This window comes from Paraburkholderia sp. BR10923, from assembly GCF_040948765.1.
Lineage (GTDB): Bacteria > Pseudomonadota > Gammaproteobacteria > Burkholderiales > Burkholderiaceae > Paraburkholderia > Paraburkholderia youngii.
In genome coordinates, this window is record NZ_JBFPKO010000021.1 from 39,533 (window position 1) to 55,818 (window position 16,286).

The following is a 16,286-nucleotide window of genomic DNA, read 5'->3' on the forward strand; positions in this document are numbered from 1 at the left end:
GCGCACATCCGCACGACGAGCGTCACCACGCGATGACGCGATATCAAGCGATCAGCACGGCAGCGACGCGCGGCCAACTTCGACACGACGGACTCGGGGTTCGACAAGACCCGCGTGCATAGGTCGGCCGCCGCTGTGGCAGCTGGAGACGCGCGATGAAAACCAGGAAGTTAGATCAGCATTACTGTGCAATGATGCGCCGCGCAGTGGTCCTCATCGGGGCCGCGGTGCTGGCGGCCGACGCCGCTTACGGGGCGTCGGCGGACGTGATCCCGCGCTCGACGGTGCTGGCCGACGCGTCGCGAGCGCCATCCGGCGATTCAGCGCCGCTGCTGCTCGCGCAGAACGACGATGCGGCGAACGGCGCCGAGGCCGGCACCGCCACCGCCGCAGTCGATGCCGCGTCGGTGTTCGCGCCGGTAGGCTGCGGCGGGCTCGGCGGTCCGGGCTGCGGCCGGCTTGGCGGCGGCAGTGGCAATGGCAGCGGTAGTGGTACTGGCGGCGCGGCGGGTTCGAGCAATAGCGGGGCTGGCGCAAGCGGTAACAGCGGCGCCGGGGCGGCGGGTTCAGGGAGCGGAAGTGGGAGTGGCGGTGCGGGCACGGGCGGTAAGGGAAATAGCGGTGGTGGAAGTAACGGTGCTGGTAGCAGTAGTGGTGGTGGAAACGGTGGGGGCGGCAGTAGCGGCGGTGGAGGCGGTGGAGGCGGCAGCAGCGGCGGTGGCGGTGCTGGTGGCGGAAGCAGCGGCGGCGGCGGGAGCGGCGGCTGCGGTTGCGGAGGCTCCAGCGGTGGTCCGGGCGGTGGCTTTGGCGGTGGCGGCCCCGGTGGTGGTTTCGGCGGCGCGCATGGTGGTGGCTTTGGCGGTGGCTTTGGTGGTGGCTTCGGTGGCGGGTTCGGCGGAGGCTTTGGCGGAGGCTTCGGCGGCGGTCACGGAGGCAAGGGTGGCGGCAGCGGCGGCAGTGGCAACGGCGGCGGGAACGGGCACTAGGCGTCGCCCGTTGCCCCGGGTAGGGGGGCCCCCGCGCCCTACCCGCCGGCGACATGTCCCGGCATACTGTCCGCTATCCGCTGGCAACGGCGGTGGCGTCCCGATCCCCCGGTCGGGCGTCACCGCCGCAGGCCGGTTGGAGCGCCCCCGCCCGCCTGCGGCGCGCGCTGACGGAATGGCCCGGAGAGTGCGCGAGCCGCGCCTCGCATCGTCGCGCGAACCGCACCGCGAGCGGCGGGAACACAACCTTCCCTGCGCGTGAGTGTCATGGAACCAATCCGAGACGACCGCCTCATATCAAATTCATCGTTCGATATGAGGGCCCACAACATGCATAGAAGTGTCCCCCCCTCCGCGACCCGCACGGCAGCCGCCGTGCTGATGGCTACCGCCCTGGGCCTCGCATCGCTCGCCAATGCGCAAACTCCCGCGCAGCCAATGGCGCAAACCCTGTCGCAAGCGGCGCCACCGGTCGATCCGAGCTTCTCCGCCTACTCGCTCGTACAGAACTGCAAACAGCGCCACGACAACGTCGCGCAAGGGCAATGCGTCAGCGCGATCCGCGGCATCATCCACGGTTATCAATACGGCGTGCTGTTCCTCGCCCAACGCGCCACCTTCCCCGCCAACGAAACCCAGCGCGTGTCCCTATGTCTGTCCGACGTGCCGGTGTCGTCGATCGTCGACGACTTCCTCGCCGATGCCGCTCAGGTACCGGACGACGCACTTCAGCACACCCCCGCCGAAGTCGCCGTGCTCGGCTCCGTGCATCAGCACCACCCCTGCACCTGAGCGCCGCGTCAGCGCGCGCGGCGTCATCCGCGCCCACCTCGCTGAGAGCCTCGCGCGCCGCCGCTCCGCAACGGACGGCGGCCGCGCCGGCGCTTACAACATCTCCAGCGCACGCTTGCCGCGCGGCGGCTTGAAGTACGCGTCGAGTGCGGCGAGTTCGCCGGCTTCCAGCACCAGTTGCGACGCGCGATAGTTGTCGCGCACATGCTCGACCCGCGCCGCCTTCGGAATCGCGCACACATTGGACTTGCCCACCACCCACGCGAGCGCCACCTGAAACACGGAGACGCCGCGCGCGTCGGCGATGTCGTCAAGCGGCGAGCGTTTCGGCAGCCGCGCATGATCGACCGGGCTGTATGCCATCGCCGGCATGACGCGCGCGGCGAGCCATGGCAGCAGATCGAACTCCGGCCCGCGCCGCGCCACGTTGTACAGAATCTGGTTGGTCGCGCATGCGTCGCCGCCTGGCGTCGCGATGAGTTCTTCCATGTCGTCGATATCGAAGTTGCTCACGCCCCAGTGACGGATCTTGCCCGCGTGCCGCAGCGCCTCGAAGCCATCGACGGTGTCCGCGAGCGGGACAGAGCCACGCCAGTGCAGCAGATACATATCCAGCCGGTCCGTCTTCAGACGCTTCAGGCTCTGCTCACACGCGGCGATCACGCCGCGCCGGCTGGCGTTGTGCGGATACACCTTGCTGACCAGAAACACCTTGTCGCGCAAACCGGCGAGCGCTTCGCCGAGCAGCGACTCGGTCGCGCCGTCGCCGTACATTTCGGCGGTATCGATCAGCGTCATGCCGAGTTCGATGCCGCAGCGCAGCGCATCGATTTCCGCCGCGCGTCGTGCCCGCTGCTCGCCCATCTCCCACGTGCCCTGCCCCAGTGCCGGAATGCGCTCGCCGCCCGGCAAGCTCACGCTTACGATTTCGCTCGTCATGCTGACTCCTTCGAAAGTGGCTCGATCCGGATGCGATGCAATTGCGCGCGGCCTCACCGCGCAACGCATGCTACGAAAAACCTGGAGATGAGTTTAGCGGCTACGCGGCCTCACGACGGCGCGCCAGGCAAAAGCCCGCTATAACGGGACGCGCCGATGTTTTAAAATTGCCGCTTGCCCATCTTGCGTGAGCCCCATGACCTCTGCCTCGGAAGACCGCTGGCGCGACCTGCGCCCGGACCCGGAAAACGACACGCCGCTCTATCTGCAACTTGCCCGCAAGCTCGGCAGCGCGATCCACGAAAACCGCTGGAACGCCGGTGAGGCGCTCCCCTCCGAGCGGGTGCTGTCGGAGGCGCTCGGCGTATCGCGCATCACTTCGCGTAAGGCGATCGCGCTGCTCGTCGAGCAGGGTTTGATTCGCCGCACCCAGGGCGCGGGCAGCTTCATCACGCCGCGCTATGAAGATCCGTTGTCGCGCCTGTCGAGCTTCAGCGAAATGCTGCGGCGGCGCGGCTTCACACCGAGTTCGAAGTGGCTGTCGCGGGAAATCTCGCCGGCCAATCGCGACGAGGTGATCCAGTTGGGGCTGTCGCCGGCCGCCGCGGTCACACGGCTGCGGCGGCTGAGACTCGCCGACGGCATCGTGATGGCGGTCGAGAATTCGACGTTCCCGGCCGCGGTGATTCCCGATCCGCAGGCAATCGGCGACTCGCTGTACACGTATCTGGAGAATCGCGGATTGACGATCGTGCGCGCGTTGCAGCACTTTCGCGCGGTGAACGCGAGCGACGAGATCGCGCAGCAGATGAGCATCGCGCCGAACGAGGCGTTGCTGTTGATCACGCGCGTGGGCTATACGGCGGATCAGCGCGCGATCGAGTTGACGGACACGTACTGCCGCAACGATTACTACGACTTCGTGGCGGAGTTGAGGAAGTAGGCTGCGGCTCGGTGAATGGTCCCGCAGCCGGGCGCGCCGCGCTTCAAACTCCAACGCGGCGCACGCTGCCCTGTTACGTCCACCGGGCTTCGTGCGCGCCGATGCGCGCCGGCGGCAGCGCATAAAACGCCGGCGTCTGTTCCAGTTCTTCGGCGGGCTGAACGCCCAGCACGCACCCAAACTCCGATTGCACGCTCGCGACGCAATCGCGCACATCGTCGAGCGACATCTCGGGCGCCTGCTGTCCATCGGCCAGCAGCCCGAACGACTGCAGCCAGCGCCCGGTCTGCGCAAGCGACACCTTCACATGCCAGCTGCCACCCTCGCGTGCCCGCCGCGCGAGCGCGACCATCGCGCCGAACGCGGCCAGATAGCCGGTCGCGTGATCGAGCGCCTGACACGGCAGATGCCGCGGCTCGGCCGAACCCGCCGCCGCGCGCTCCGTCCACGCGATGCCGCTCGCCGACTGCACCAGACTATCGAAGCCGCGTCGCTGCGCCCACGGCCCCGTGTACCCGTACGCGCAAACCGACACATAGACGATGCCAGGCCGCAGGCGCGCCAGTTCGTCCGGCCCGAAGCCGCGCGCCGCGAGCGCGCCCGGACGATAGGCCTGCAGGAACACGTCGGCATCGCGCGCGAGTCCGCGCAACGTGTCGCAGCCAGCGGCGTCGCGCAGATCGACGAGCGCCGAACGCTTGCCGCGGCCGTTGTCGATCACGAGCGGCGCGATGTTCGGCAGATGCGGCCCGTTGATCGTCATCACGTCCGCGCCATGATGCGCGAGCGCGCGGCCGGCCACCGGTCCGGCGATGATCCGCGACAGATCCAGCACCCGCACGCACGCGAGCGGACGATCGACGCCTGGTTCGGCGTCGGCGTCGGCGTGGCGCGGCGGCTCGGCCGGCGCGTCGCCGATGCGCTCGATCTCGAACAGCGGCAAGCGCCCGATCGCTTTGGCCTGCTCGAGCGCGGCCCATTCGTCGGGCGTGCGAATCAAGGCGGCGCATAGGCCCGCGTCGGCGAGCGTTTGATCGAGCGTCGCGCCCTCCCAGCCGCGAATCGCGGCCGCCACCGACTCCGGGCCGTTGTCGCAGCCGAGCACGTCGAGCACGCCCTTCAAGTGATGCGCAAAATTCGTGTGCAGTTGGATCCAGCGGCCGTCGCCCGTTTCGTAGAAGCCAGTGACCGGATCGCGCAGCGCGGGCGGCGGCCCATCGTCGATCCGCAGATAGCGTTCGCTGCGAAACGCCGCCAGTGCGCGATGCATCTGCACCGACACCCGTTGCCTGTGTCCGCTGCGCAGGTGCCAGTATTCGGCGGCCGCGAGGCCCGTCGCCGCGATGGTCGACGACGCGAGGCTGCCGACGCGATAGACCGAAGGCAAGCCGGGGTCCGCGCCGGCAAGCGACACGGCGTGCAGCGCGACCGGATCGCAGCCGGCGAGGGTCCAGATGTGCTTGAGGGCGAGTTCGGGTGTCATGGCATCGGGCGCGTTGACCGCGCGCACAGGAAGCAGGTGCACCGAGTCTAAATTTGCGCCTTGCTGCAATCAATCTTGATTATGATAATCAACATATATTGATTTCTTCGGTTTTCACTCGCTTTCATGTCAGCCCCGATTTATCTGACCGCCGCCGAAGCAGCCGCGACGCTCGGCGTCAGCTTGCCGACGCTGTACGCGTACGTGAGCCGCGGCATGCTCGGCTCGTCGCCGGATGCGCAAGGCAGGCATCGCCTCTACGATGCCGCCGAGGTGCGCCGCCTTGCGCGTCGCAAGGCGGACGGCAAGCGAGCGGGCAAGGTCGCGCAGAAGGTGCTCGACTGGGGCGTGCCGGTGCTCGAATCGTCGATCACGCTGGTCGCGGACGGTCGGCTGCTGTATCGCGGGCACGATGCGATCGAGCTTGCACGCAGTGCGTCACTCGAAGACGTCGCGGCGCTGCTGTGGCAATGCAGCGCGCGGCGCATCGCCGATGCGCCCGCCGTGCCGCTCGCCCCCGCGCAATGGGCCGCGTGGCTCAAGCTGTGGAGTGACAGCACGCCACTCGATCGCGCGCTCGTGCTGCTGCCGGCCGCCGCCGCGCAGATGCCGCGCGTGTGGGCGCTCGGCCGCGACGCCCAACTGGACACCGCGTGCGCCGTGATGCGGCTGCTGGCCGCCGCGATGCTGCTAGCGGCGCCGTCGAACGAACCGCTGCATCGGCAGATCGCGACGGCCTGGCGGGTGCGCAGCCGGCCGCAAAGCGGGCTGCTGCGCGCGGCGCTGGTCGCGTGCGCGGATCACGAGCTGAACGCGTCCACGTTCACGGTCCGCTGCATCACCTCGACGGGCACGCACTTGTTCGGCGCGGTCGCGGGCGGCCTCGCGGCGCTCTCCGGGCCGCGTCACGGCGGCGAAACCGTGCGCATTGCGGCCCTGCTCGATGAAGCGTCGCGCTCGCCCGATCTGGACCGCTATCTGGCGAACCGCCTCGCGCGGCACGAGCACGGCGCGCAAGGTCCGGTGCTGTCGGGCTTCGGTCATCCGCTCTATCCGGACGGCGATCCGCGCGCGCGGTTGTTGCTGATGATGCTCGCCGACTGCGCGCCGGCCCGCTCGCCGCTCAACGAGGTGCTGCAGCTTTCACGTGCGGTGCGCGACACGACCGGCGCCGAGCCGACCGTGGATTTCGCGCTTGCGGCGATCGAGCGCGTGCTCGGCTTGCCGACCGGCGCCGCGTTCACGCTCTTTGCGCTCGGGCGGGTGGTCGGCTGGATCGCGCACGCGATGGAGCAGACGCGCGATGGCCGGTTGATCCGGCCGCGAGCGCGGTATATCGGGGAGTATCAGGCGGGAGGGGATGCTTAGGGGCTGCTTTGGGGGCTAGGTCGGGCCCGCAAAGCGGCGGCTCGCCGTTCGCCACGCATCAGACCACGCCCGGCCGACGCGCCAGCCAAGCCGGGACCGGCCAGCCGAGTAGCAGCGTCGGCAGCTTGCGTTGCGAGCCGCTCGCCAGCGCGAAACGCGCCCCCTCCCGCCCCGCGCTGATCCATGCCACCGATCCACGCGCTAACTCGATCGACTGCCCTGCCGCCAGCCAGTGATCTTCATGCTCGCCCTCGACGGTCAGCCAGACCTTGCCGCTGATCATCTTGAAAATCGACGGGCGCCCAACGCGCCAGGCCGTGACGGGCTCGCCATGTTCCAGTTCGAAAACTCGCACTTCTCGCATCGCCGTTCTCCTCGAAGAACTTTCTGTTGTACCGATTATTGGCGTGCGATGATCGGAAACCCATGCACAGTTCCGAACACTTTCATCGGAACTGTTCAGTCAAAAAACCGAACAGTTGGCATGGCTCGCCCGACGCAGGTTAAAAGCTTGCGCGCTCGGGGGCCGGCGTCAGAAGGCAAGCGTATGAAACTCGAAATCCAGCTCGATCGGGACAACGGCGTACCGCTTACCGAGCAGATCGTCACGGGCGTTTCGGCGTGGATCCGTTCGCGCAATGCGCATCCTGGCTCGAAGCTGCCGTCGATCCGCCAGTTCGCCGCCGACTTCGGCGTGAGCCGCTTCCCGGTGATCGAGGCATACGACCGGCTGGTGTCGCTCGGCTATGTCGACTCGCGCCACGGCTCCGGCTTTTACGTCGCCGATCGCCAGCCGACGGACATGCGTTGCCAGGGCACGTCGGACCCGCGCCGCGCCGATGTCGAGTCGGACCATTTGCTTGAGCAATTCAACTTTCCGGGCGAGACGCTGAAGCTCAGCACCGGCTTCATTCCCGAAAGCTGGCGCGACATCGATGGCATTGCGCAGGCGATTCGCCACGTGTCGCGAACCGATCCGGCGAGCATGGTCGAATACGCGACGCCGCTCGGCAATCCCGTCTTGCGCGAACAGTTGCGCGGCCGTATTGGCCAATTGGGCATCCAGGCGGACGCGTCGCAGATTCTGATCACCAATGGCGCGAGCCAGGCGTTCGATCTGCTCGTGCGCTATATGCTGAAGCCTGGCGACACGATCTTTGTCGAGGACCCCGGTTACTACAACCTGTACGGCCTGTTGCGACTGCACGGCATGAAGCTGATCGGCATTCCGCGCACCGGCAGCGGTCCCGACCTCGATGCGATGCAGGCGCAACTGAAGCTGCACCGGCCCAGATTGCTGCTCATCAACACCGTGTTCCACAATCCGACCGGCACCACGGTCGCACCGCAGGTCGCGTTCCGTTTGCTGCAACTGGCGCGTGAGCATCGCTTCCAGATTATCGAGGACGATATCTACGCGGATTTTCAGACCGAGCTCACCGATCGCCTCGCGACCCTCGACCAACTCGAACAGGTGATCTACATCGGCGGACTGTCGAAGACGCTGTCGTCGTCGCTACGGATCGGCTGCGTGGTTGCGAGTCACGCGATCATCAAGGATCTGGTCGATATCAAGATGCTGACGAGCATCGGCGGCTCGCGGTTTGCCGAAGCGGTGGCGGTGTCGATGCTGGAGCGCGGCGCATATCGCAAATATCTGGAGCGACTGCGCCGCCAGATGCGCGGCGCGCTCGGCTCGACCGTCCAGACACTCGAAGATTCCGGCTGGGAGATTTTCGAAGAACCAGCGGGCGGCAAGTTCGTGTGGGCGCGCGTGCCCCATGTCGCGGACGCCGAGCGGCTCGTTGAATGCGGTGTGCCGCTCGGTGTGACGGTGCTGCCTGGACAACACTTCAGGCCGAATCGCGAGGCGAGCCCGTGGATCAGGATTCATGTGGCGTTTGGCAACGAGCCACGGGCGCAGGCGTTTTTTCAGGCGGCGGCGCAGTTGCCGGCTGATGTGTGAACACGGCGCAGAGCGCGGCCGAGCCGCAGCGCCGACACTTGCGCAAGACCGCGCCGCTTGCTGCGCCAGGACTCGCTTTTCCCTAGAATAGCGAGTCCCAGCCCGACCGAGCGCGCCCAGCCGCTTCATATGTCTACGACGCCGACTCCGCCCGCCCTCGCTCCCGACCTCCCCTCTGGCCCTTCGCCCCGCGCACTGACGGTGATGCTGTGGCTGGTCGCCACCGGCTTCTTCATGCAGACGCTCGATTCGACGATCGTCAACACCGCACTCCCCGCGATGGCGACAAGCCTCGGCGAGCTGCCGCTGCGCATGCAATCGGTGGTGATCGCCTACTCGCTGACAATGGCGGTGATGATCCCGGTGTCCGGCTGGCTCGCCGACAGACTCGGCACGCGGCGCGTGTTCTTCAGTGCGATCCTCGTGTTCGCAGTGGGCTCGCTGCTGTGCGCGAACGCGCGCACGCTGAACCAACTGGTGCTCTTCCGCGTTCTGCAAGGCGTGGGCGGCGCGATGCTGCTGCCGGTTGGGCGGCTCGCGGTGCTGCGTACCTTTCCGGCGGAGCGCTATCTGACGGCGTTGGCCTTCGTGGCGATCCCGGGCCTGATCGGACCGTTGATCGGACCGACGCTCGGCGGCTGGCTCGTCAAAATCGCGTCGTGGCACTGGATCTTTCTGATCAACGTGCCGGTAGGCATCGTGGGCTGCATTGCCACGTTTATTTTCATGCCGGATAGCCGCAACGAACACACAGGCAAATTCGACCTCGGCGGCTACCTGCTGCTGGTGGTGGGCATGGTGGCACTTTCGTTCGCGCTCGATGGCCGCACCGAGTTCGGCATTCAACATGCGACGGTGCTGGTGCTGCTGATTCTGAGCATGGCGTGCTTCGTTGCATATGGTCTGCACGCGGTGCGCGAGCCCGAGCCGATCTTTCCGCTCGATCTGTTCAAGATTCACACGTTTAGCGTCGGGCTGCTCGGCAATCTGTTCGCGCGGATCGGCAGCGGCTCGATGCCCTACCTGATTCCTCTGCTGTTGCAGGTGAGCCTCGGCTATAGCGCATTCGAAGCCGGGCTGATGATGCTGCCCGTGGCGGCCGCGGGCATGGCAACGAAGCGTCTCGTGACGACGCTGATTCAGAAGTACAGCTACCGGCGCGTGCTGATGGCGAACACGATTCTGGTGGGTCTGATGATGGCGAGTTTCGCGCTCACGAGCACGAATCAGCCGCTGTGGCTGCGGCTCGTGCAACTGGCGATCTTTGGCGGCGTGAACTCGATGCAGTTCACCGCGATGAACACGTTGACGCTGAAGGACCTGGGCACCGGCGGCGCGAGCAGCGGCAATAGCCTGTTTTCGCTCGTGCAGATGCTTTCGATGAGTCTCGGCGTGACCGTGGCCGGTGCGTTGCTGACGACCTTTACCGGCATCATGCAGCGTGTGACCGCCGCGAATTCGCTGCCCGCGTTTCATGCGACATTCCTGTGTGTCGGCATCATTACCGCATGTTCGTCATGGATCTTTGCGCAGTTGTCGCCGGAGATCCGCACGCCAGCGACGAAGACCGATCCTTCAGAGCGAACCTGAAAGCCGCGCGCGCCAGGACGACGCATCCTCGCGCGCTCACAAACGGATTTCCTGGCATCGCTCCGCGCGGCCCGTACGCAGCATCCTTGAACAGCGTCACCGACCCGCAACAGGGCGCGTGCCGCACCAGCGAAGTGCGTGTCGTCGCCTTCGTAGCGGAGCGGGCGCAGCGGGTTTTCCTCGGAGCATTGCTGGTGGGCGCTCGAGCATTGTTGGTACACGCGCATAGTTCTTGCTCGACTATCCTGTAAACTCTTAGTCTGCGCGTGCGAACTCCTGCCGAGCCCTGCAAGCGCCGCCATTTCCACACGACCGACATGATGAGCATGATCGAACTCGAACATCCCGGCTTCCAGCCACCACGCCCGATGGCCGGCGACGAAGGCTCCCGCCGTACCGTTCTGTATGGCGGCTACACCGTTTTCAGCGTGTTTCAACCGGTCTTCTCGGTATCGCACCGGCGCGCGATCGGGTATCACGCGTCGCTGCGCGTGCACGACGAGCATGAGCAGCAAGTGCCCTCGCACGAAGTCTTTACGCAGGCCGCGCGACGCGGCGACCTGCTCGAACTCGGACGGCTGGCCGAATCGCTGCACCTCGGCAACTTCAACGCGTTCGACAGCCACGACGAATGGCTCTTCCTCAGCCTGCATCCGGCCGCGCTGATGGACACCAGCTACGGCGACGCGCTGCTTGCCAGCCTGAAGACGCTCGGCCTGCCGCCGCAACGCGTGGTGCTCGAAGTTTCCGAACAGGCCGGCGGCGAAACCACGCGCTTCGCCGAAATCGTCGATTCGCTGCGCAAGTCCGGTTTTCTGATCGCGCTCGACGGCTTTGGCGCCAAGCATTCGAACATCGACCGCGTGTGGAATCTGCGGCCGGACATCGTGACGCTCGACCGCTGCATCCTCGCGCAAGCGAGTGAACACTCGCACATCGAACGCGTGTTGCCGGGCCTCGTCTCCCTGTTGCACGAGTCCGGGCAACTGGTGCTGATGGGCGGTCTGAGCACCGAGCGCGACGCGCTGATCGCGCTCGAATGCAATGTGGACTTCGTCCAGGGCGCATTTTTCGCGGGCCCGAGCGTCGAACCCGTCAAGCCGCAGGTTGCCGCTGGCCTGATGGATTCGCTCTCCGCTTCGCTGCGCGAACGCGTTGCCGCTCGAGAGAAAGCGCAATCCGCGCGGCTCGCGCCGTATGTCACTGCGCTCGAGGCTGCCGCAGCTCAGTTGATTGCCGGGGAATCGATCACGCAGGCGACCGCACCTCTGCTCGCGCTGGGAGAAACGGCGCGCTGCTTTGTCCTGGACGGATCGGGCCGGCAGATCGGCGACAACGTGCTGCCGCCGGGCCGCACATCGCAACGCGCAAAGCGCTTCAGCCCGCTGCTGCATTCTGAAGGCGCCAGTTGGGAGCGCCGCCCGTACTTCATTCAGGCGATGCGTCAACCGGGGCGGGTTCATCTAACACCGCCGTATCTGTCGATCAACGAAGCGCATCTGTGCGTCACGGCCTCGATTGCCGCGCATAACTCGCATGGTACGCAGGTGCTATGCGTCGACATCAACTGGGAAGTCGCGGCTCACCGCAGCTGACACCTCCGGATGGCCCTTGATGCGGGCAAGCAGTTCCTTGACCGCCTCACGGCCCAGCATTCGGTTGGCCGCCCGCAAATGCGCGGCGCTGGCCACGATGCGCAGCGAGACGATTCTCGCCGAAAGGTCCGTTGCGCCGTCCGTCACCACGTCGATTAGCCCGACGATATCGCCGTCGCAGAACAGTGCGATACACACGGCACCCGCCATCGACACCACCTCGGTATAGCTCGCCTGTTGCGCGAGCGATGTAACCACAGCGATCCACTTCGGACCTGAACCCGGTTCGCGGGCGCGCTGCGCTTCGGCTCCAGGTGTTGGCCCTTGTGCCCGAAGGGCCAGGTTGGCCGTAGGAAATGGAGTGGGCGTAGCGTACAGAGGTACGTCGCTGATCAGTTGCGGCGCGTCGTTGAAAAGCTGCAGCAAGCCCGCCCGGTCTTGCGCTTCGAGCGCCGCGCGCAATCGCTCGACGATTCGCCCATGCACCGCTGGATCGGGCCGCTCCAACGGCGCGCCCGCCCGTTTCAGACGCTCCTTGGCGCGATGAACCATTTGCCGGCAAGAGGCCGGTGTGCGCTCGAGTATCGACGCGATTTCGGCATAACCGCACTCGAACGCTTCATGCAGGACGAACGCCGCGCGTTCGTCTGGCTTCAGATGTTCGAGCAGCAACATCACGCCATATGACATATCGGCCGCGCGCAATGCCAACTCCTCCGCCGATGGTGCGACCTCGTCGAGCCACGGCTCCGGCAACCAGCCGCAAGCCTGCGACGCGCGCTCGCGCTGCGCGTGCCGCAGACGGTCGATCGCCGTGCGGGTGGTGAGCGTGGTGAGCCATGCGACCGGCGTTTGCACCGCCTGCGTATCGGCCAGATGCCATTTGAGCCAGACGTCCTGCACCACGTCTTCGGCCTCCGCACGACTGCCAAGCATCCGATATGCGAGCGCCAGCAGACGGGCGCGCGCGGCCTCGAAACTGGATGCCTTGTCGATTCCCTGTTCCGTCATGCGTAGACCTCCCGATGTTGCGTCGTGAAAAAGCGGCTGTACACCAGTGGCATGGGTCAGGCGCGCGTCATGTTCGGTATTCCTGAGCTTGACGCATGGGCAACGGGTGATGTGACAGCTCGGCGCAAAAAAACTTCTGTCACAACTCGGGCCGCTGCTTCGTCAAATGAGCAAGAACCGGCGCATGTCACGCGGCTTCTGCCCCGACGCCGCCTGTTGCATCTCCGGATGCCCGTGCCATCCATCCTGAACGAGGAACCCATGCCTTCCAGTTACCCGTCTGTCTCCGCCCTGGGCCTCGTGCCCACGGTGATCGAACAATCCGGCCGGGGCGAGCGCGCCTATGACATCTATTCCCGCCTGCTGCGCGAGCGCATCGTGTTTCTTGTCGGGCCCGTGAACGAGCAGTCAGCCAGTCTGATCGTCGCACAATTGCTGTTTCTCGAATCGGAGAACCCCGACAAGGATATTTCTTTTTACATCAACTCGCCCGGCGGCTCGGTGTATGACGGCCTCGCGATTTACGACACCATGCAGTTCATCAAGCCGGAGGTCTCGACCTTGTGCACGGGCTTTGCCGCGAGCATGGGCACTTTTCTGCTCACCGCGGGCCAACGCGGCAAACGGTATGCGCTACCGAATGCCCGCATCATGATTCACCAGCCTTCCGGCGGTGGTCAGGGCACCGCGGCGGACATCGAAATCCAGGCGAAGGAGGTGCTGTATGTGCGAGCGCGTCTCAATGCGATGATGGCCGAGCGCACCGGACGCAGCATCGAAGATATCGCGCGCGATACCGACCGCGACAACTTCATGTCGGCGCTCGAAGCGAGGGAGTACGGATTGATCGATGACGTGCTGGAAGCTCGCGCGACGTGGAACAACGCAGGTCGTCGCGACACCCTGTAACGGAACTGACATGGAACCGCTCGCTGGGCCGCCGGACAAACCGCTTGCTGCAAATTCCCATCCACCTATCGGTGCGAGCGCACCACAAAAGCTGCTCACCTTCGCTGGAATCGCTATCATGTCGCGATTCGTCGACTTCGACGACCGCTTCAACGGAGATACACATGGCGTCATCCAACGAAAACGTCAGCATGGCGCTGTTCTGCGACTTCGAGAATGTCGCGCTTGGCGTGCGCGATGCGAAATACGACAAGTTCGATATCAAGCTTGTACTCGAGCGCCTGCTGCTGAAGGGCAGCATCGTCGTCAAGAAGGCGTATTGCGACTGGGATCGCTACAAGAGTTTCAAAGGGGCCATGCACGAGGCCAATTTTGAGTTGATCGAGATTCCCCATGTGCGCCAATCGGGCAAGAATTCCGCCGACATTCGGCTTGTCGTCGATGCGCTCGATCTCTGTTATACGAAATCGCACGTCAATACGTTCGTCATCATCAGTGGTGATTCGGATTTTTCGCCGCTCGTGTCGAAGCTGCGCGAGAACGCCAAACAGGTCATCGGCGTCGGTGTGCAGCAGTCCACCTCGGATTTGCTGATTGCGAACTGCGACGAGTTCTTCTTTTACGACGATCTCGTACGCGAAAGTCAGCGCGCAGTCGCGAGGCGCGAATCGTCGCGCCAGCAGCAGAGCGCGCAGCAGGCAGCCAAACGTGCGGCTGATGAAGAGAAAGCCCCGCCGAAGGAAGATCTGGAGAAGCGTCGCAGCAAGGCCGTTGAAATTGCGGTGCAGACGTTCGACGCACTCGCTTCCGAACGTGGCGACAGCGGCAAGATCTGGGCGTCCGTGCTGAAGAACGCGATCAAACGGCGCAAACCGGACTTCAACGAAACGTATTACGGGTTTCGCGCTTTCGGCAATCTGCTGGAAGAGGCGCAGGCGCGCGGGCTGCTCGAATTCGGCCGCGATGAAAAATCAGGCGCGTACGTTTATCGAAGCACGGCTGTGAACGTCGCGAGCGAAGCAGCCAGTGAAACTATCGGCGAAACCGCGGCAGAGTCTGCCGAAACGGGGTCGGCTGAGTCGGCGTCGGCTGAACAGGCGGCCGAACATTCGTATCAAGCGCAGGCGGCGCAAGCGGCCGTGTCCGAGCCGGGCGGCAAGCACAAGTCGCGTCGCAAGGACCGCGCCAACCGCAAGGCGGGGCGGGGACAGGAGGCCCCGCACGGCAAGCACGGTCACCACGAAACGACTGATGAAGAACCTGCGGCTGGCGTTCCTGCTCTCACCGAACACGCGCAGCCCGCCGAGCAGATCCAGCGACAGGAGCCGCGTGAACACGCGCCGCTCCCAGATGAGTTCGTCGTTAAACCGATAGCTGAAGAGACCGAAGCTCGCGCTGTAAAAGCGGCAGCGGATACAGCCGCTGAACAAGGCGTCTTCGGTCAAGAAATCGAGCAGACCGCCGACAGCGACCAACTCGCACAGCGTGAAAGCGCCAAAAAGCGCGCATCCCGCAAAACGGCCGCGAAGAAAGTGAAGAAAAGTACGCCGCGCACCATCGAGGAAGTCCCTGAGATCGCGGCGCCGGCCGAAGCCCCTGCTCCAGCAGTCGATTCGGAAGAAGGATCTGAGGCCGCCAGGAAGGCCGCCCGTAAAACTGCGTCTCGCAGCCGTCGTCCGCGCAAAGCGGCGGCGACGGACAGCACGGAGTAAGAAGCAGCGCGGATTTGACGATCGTCGCTACAAGCTACCGCCCAACCGGGCTACGCATTGAAACCCGGTACCGGCCGACAATGCAAGACGAGCAAGCCGGCCGGCCCCACTGTCACCGCTCAGTAAGCCGGATAAGGCGCATACATGACGGGCGGAGGCGGTGCGTAGTAGTAAGGACGGGGCGCGACATACACCGGCTGCGTCGAATAGTAAGGCTGCGGCTGAGCGATCGTCTCGCCCTTCGATGTCATGCACTGGGCGTAGGCGGTGTCATAGCGTGCCTGCATGCCGGCCGCCGAGTACTGGGCGCCATTCGCACCGTTCGCGCCACCGATCAGCAGGCCGCTGCCCGCCCCGATCGCCGCGCCCGCGCCGGCGTTGCCCGCCGCGGCGCCGAGCAGCGCGCCGACCGCCGCGCCGCCGAGCGTGCCGAGCGCCGCGCTGTTCACGCTGTTCGTGGTGGCAGCCTGCGCAGCGCCGGACGGATTTGTCGTTTGATTCGCGTAGTCGCGACACGCGTAGTCGTTCTGTTGGAACTGGCTGAGCGGCTCGCCGGCGCGCGGCATCGCGGCTATGCTCGGGCCGCTCGGTGGCGCCACTGCGCAACCGCCTAACGCGAGCGCGATGACTGCGGCGGAAATCGCCAGGCTGATCGTTTTATTGCTGGAAATCATGGTGGTGCACTTCGGAGGATTGGAATTCAAACGTTAGGCTAATCGCAAAATTCCGTGGTTACGGCTCCGTTACAGAAAGTTTTTGCACGGCCGGCTGGCCTCGACCCGCCTGCGCGTCGTGGCGGCATTGGGTACGTTATATCAAGTGATGCTTGTAAATGCGCGGGCAATCAATTGACAAGGAACGCCGCCCACACTCGCGTCAAACGATCCCCGCCGCCCAAGCCAATCGACCGCGCGGAGGCCGCCTCAATCAACCGGCTCATTCTCGCCGCCGCAGCAGCTTGCATTGCCTGCGGCGCGCCCGCCCCCGCCAGC

Annotated in this window: 14 protein-coding genes; 9 read left to right on the forward strand and 5 right to left on the reverse strand. The window is 65.4% G+C overall.

Annotated elements, in window-relative coordinates; genetic code table 11:
• Positions 1-155 precede the first annotated feature (155 nt).
• On the forward strand, positions 156-986 hold the full coding sequence (locus AB3X94_RS30255; RefSeq protein ID WP_368613504.1) for a hypothetical protein: 831 nt from the start codon (positions 156-158) through the stop codon (positions 984-986).
• Between the two features lie 330 nt (positions 987-1,316).
• Entirely contained in the window at positions 1,317-1,778 is a 462-nt protein-coding gene (locus tag AB3X94_RS30260) for a Rap1a/Tai family immunity protein (RefSeq protein ID WP_368613505.1), read from the forward strand.
• Between the two features lie 93 nt (positions 1,779-1,871).
• On the opposite strand, the gene AB3X94_RS30265 is transcribed toward AB3X94_RS30260, so the two are convergent.
• Entirely contained in the window at positions 1,872-2,717 is an 846-nt protein-coding gene (locus AB3X94_RS30265; RefSeq protein ID WP_368613506.1) for an aldo/keto reductase, read from the reverse strand.
• A 196-nt stretch (positions 2,718-2,913) separates the two neighbouring features.
• Here AB3X94_RS30265 and AB3X94_RS30270 point away from each other — a divergent pair, with 196 nt between their 5' ends.
• A complete protein-coding gene (locus AB3X94_RS30270; protein WP_013090333.1) occupies positions 2,914-3,660 on the forward strand; it encodes a GntR family transcriptional regulator in 747 nt (248 codons plus the stop codon).
• A 73-nt stretch (positions 3,661-3,733) separates the two neighbouring features.
• Here the strand turns inward: AB3X94_RS30270 and AB3X94_RS30275 are convergent, their stop codons facing one another.
• Positions 3,734-5,143 (reverse strand): CoA transferase, encoded by a 1,410-nt coding sequence (locus tag AB3X94_RS30275; RefSeq protein ID WP_368613507.1) that lies wholly within the window; start codon positions 5,141-5,143, stop codon positions 3,734-3,736.
• 126 nt (positions 5,144-5,269) lie between these two features.
• Between AB3X94_RS30275 and AB3X94_RS30280 the strand changes: the two genes are divergently transcribed.
• The gene (locus AB3X94_RS30280) at positions 5,270-6,511 is read left to right on the forward strand and encodes a citrate/2-methylcitrate synthase (RefSeq protein WP_176105222.1); all 1,242 of its coding nucleotides are present in this window, start codon (positions 5,270-5,272) and stop codon (positions 6,509-6,511) included.
• A 58-nt stretch (positions 6,512-6,569) separates the two neighbouring features.
• Here the strand turns inward: AB3X94_RS30280 and AB3X94_RS30285 are convergent, their stop codons facing one another.
• Positions 6,570-6,875: a DUF2917 domain-containing protein gene (locus AB3X94_RS30285; RefSeq protein WP_368613508.1), complete on the reverse strand. Its 306-nt coding sequence runs from the start codon at positions 6,873-6,875 to the stop codon at positions 6,570-6,572.
• 183 nt (positions 6,876-7,058) lie between these two features.
• On the opposite strand from AB3X94_RS30285, the gene AB3X94_RS30290 reads away from it, so the two are divergent.
• From AB3X94_RS30290 to AB3X94_RS30300, 3 genes are all read left to right on the forward strand, one after another.
• Positions 7,059-8,477: a PLP-dependent aminotransferase family protein gene (locus AB3X94_RS30290; protein ID WP_368613509.1), complete on the forward strand. Its 1,419-nt coding sequence runs from the start codon at positions 7,059-7,061 to the stop codon at positions 8,475-8,477.
• A 204-nt stretch (positions 8,478-8,681) separates the two neighbouring features.
• The gene (gene mdtD, locus AB3X94_RS30295; protein ID WP_176110264.1) at positions 8,682-10,067 is read left to right on the forward strand and encodes a multidrug transporter subunit MdtD; all 1,386 of its coding nucleotides are present in this window, start codon (positions 8,682-8,684) and stop codon (positions 10,065-10,067) included.
• 320 nt (positions 10,068-10,387) lie between these two features.
• Positions 10,388-11,662, forward strand: a complete 1,275-nt coding sequence (locus tag AB3X94_RS30300) for an EAL domain-containing protein (protein ID WP_176105219.1) — start codon at positions 10,388-10,390, stop codon at positions 11,660-11,662.
• Here AB3X94_RS30300 and AB3X94_RS30305 read toward each other — a convergent pair.
• Positions 11,618-12,673: a sigma-70 family RNA polymerase sigma factor gene (locus AB3X94_RS30305; RefSeq protein ID WP_176105218.1), complete on the reverse strand. Its 1,056-nt coding sequence runs from the start codon at positions 12,671-12,673 to the stop codon at positions 11,618-11,620. The two genes, AB3X94_RS30300 and AB3X94_RS30305, sit on opposite strands and share 45 nt — an antisense overlap.
• Before the next feature lie 261 nt (positions 12,674-12,934).
• On the opposite strand from AB3X94_RS30305, the gene clpP reads away from it, so the two are divergent.
• Both clpP and AB3X94_RS30315 read left to right on the forward strand, forming a co-directional pair.
• The gene (gene clpP / locus AB3X94_RS30310) at positions 12,935-13,582 is read left to right on the forward strand and encodes an ATP-dependent Clp endopeptidase proteolytic subunit ClpP (protein WP_176105216.1); all 648 of its coding nucleotides are present in this window, start codon (positions 12,935-12,937) and stop codon (positions 13,580-13,582) included.
• A 164-nt stretch (positions 13,583-13,746) separates the two neighbouring features.
• The gene (locus AB3X94_RS30315; RefSeq protein ID WP_368613555.1) at positions 13,747-15,294 is read left to right on the forward strand and encodes an NYN domain-containing protein; all 1,548 of its coding nucleotides are present in this window, start codon (positions 13,747-13,749) and stop codon (positions 15,292-15,294) included.
• A 119-nt stretch (positions 15,295-15,413) separates the two neighbouring features.
• Here AB3X94_RS30315 and AB3X94_RS30320 read toward each other — a convergent pair whose 3' ends face one another.
• Positions 15,414-15,968 (reverse strand): glycine zipper family protein, encoded by a 555-nt coding sequence (locus AB3X94_RS30320; protein WP_368613510.1) that lies wholly within the window; start codon positions 15,966-15,968, stop codon positions 15,414-15,416.
• Positions 15,969-16,286 lie beyond the last annotated feature (318 nt).

What these genes read in the sequence shown, in the direction of transcription:
- AB3X94_RS30255 (WP_368613504.1), top strand. Translation starts at nt 156, where the DNA reads ATGAAAACCAGGAAGTTAGATCAGCATTACTGTGCAATGATGCGCCGC.
- AB3X94_RS30260 (WP_368613505.1), top strand. Translation starts at nt 1,317, where the DNA reads ATGCATAGAAGTGTCCCCCCCTCCGCGACCCGCACGGCAGCCGCCGTG.
- AB3X94_RS30265 (WP_368613506.1), bottom strand. Translation starts at nt 2,717, where the DNA reads ATGACGAGCGAAATCGTAAGCGTGAGCTTGCCGGGCGGCGAGCGCATT.
- AB3X94_RS30270 (WP_013090333.1), top strand. Translation starts at nt 2,914, where the DNA reads ATGACCTCTGCCTCGGAAGACCGCTGGCGCGACCTGCGCCCGGACCCG.
- AB3X94_RS30275 (WP_368613507.1), bottom strand. Translation starts at nt 5,143, where the DNA reads ATGACACCCGAACTCGCCCTCAAGCACATCTGGACCCTCGCCGGCTGC.
- AB3X94_RS30280 (WP_176105222.1), top strand. Translation starts at nt 5,270, where the DNA reads ATGTCAGCCCCGATTTATCTGACCGCCGCCGAAGCAGCCGCGACGCTC.
- AB3X94_RS30285 (WP_368613508.1), bottom strand. Translation starts at nt 6,875, where the DNA reads ATGCGAGAAGTGCGAGTTTTCGAACTGGAACATGGCGAGCCCGTCACG.
- AB3X94_RS30290 (WP_368613509.1), top strand. Translation starts at nt 7,059, where the DNA reads ATGAAACTCGAAATCCAGCTCGATCGGGACAACGGCGTACCGCTTACC.
- mdtD (WP_176110264.1), top strand. Translation starts at nt 8,682, where the DNA reads ATGCTGTGGCTGGTCGCCACCGGCTTCTTCATGCAGACGCTCGATTCG.
- AB3X94_RS30300 (WP_176105219.1), top strand. Translation starts at nt 10,388, where the DNA reads ATGAGCATGATCGAACTCGAACATCCCGGCTTCCAGCCACCACGCCCG.
- AB3X94_RS30305 (WP_176105218.1), bottom strand. Translation starts at nt 12,673, where the DNA reads ATGACGGAACAGGGAATCGACAAGGCATCCAGTTTCGAGGCCGCGCGC.
- clpP (WP_176105216.1), top strand. Translation starts at nt 12,935, where the DNA reads ATGCCTTCCAGTTACCCGTCTGTCTCCGCCCTGGGCCTCGTGCCCACG.
- AB3X94_RS30315 (WP_368613555.1), top strand. Translation starts at nt 13,747, where the DNA reads ATGGCGTCATCCAACGAAAACGTCAGCATGGCGCTGTTCTGCGACTTC.
- AB3X94_RS30320 (WP_368613510.1), bottom strand. Translation starts at nt 15,968, where the DNA reads ATGATTTCCAGCAATAAAACGATCAGCCTGGCGATTTCCGCCGCAGTC.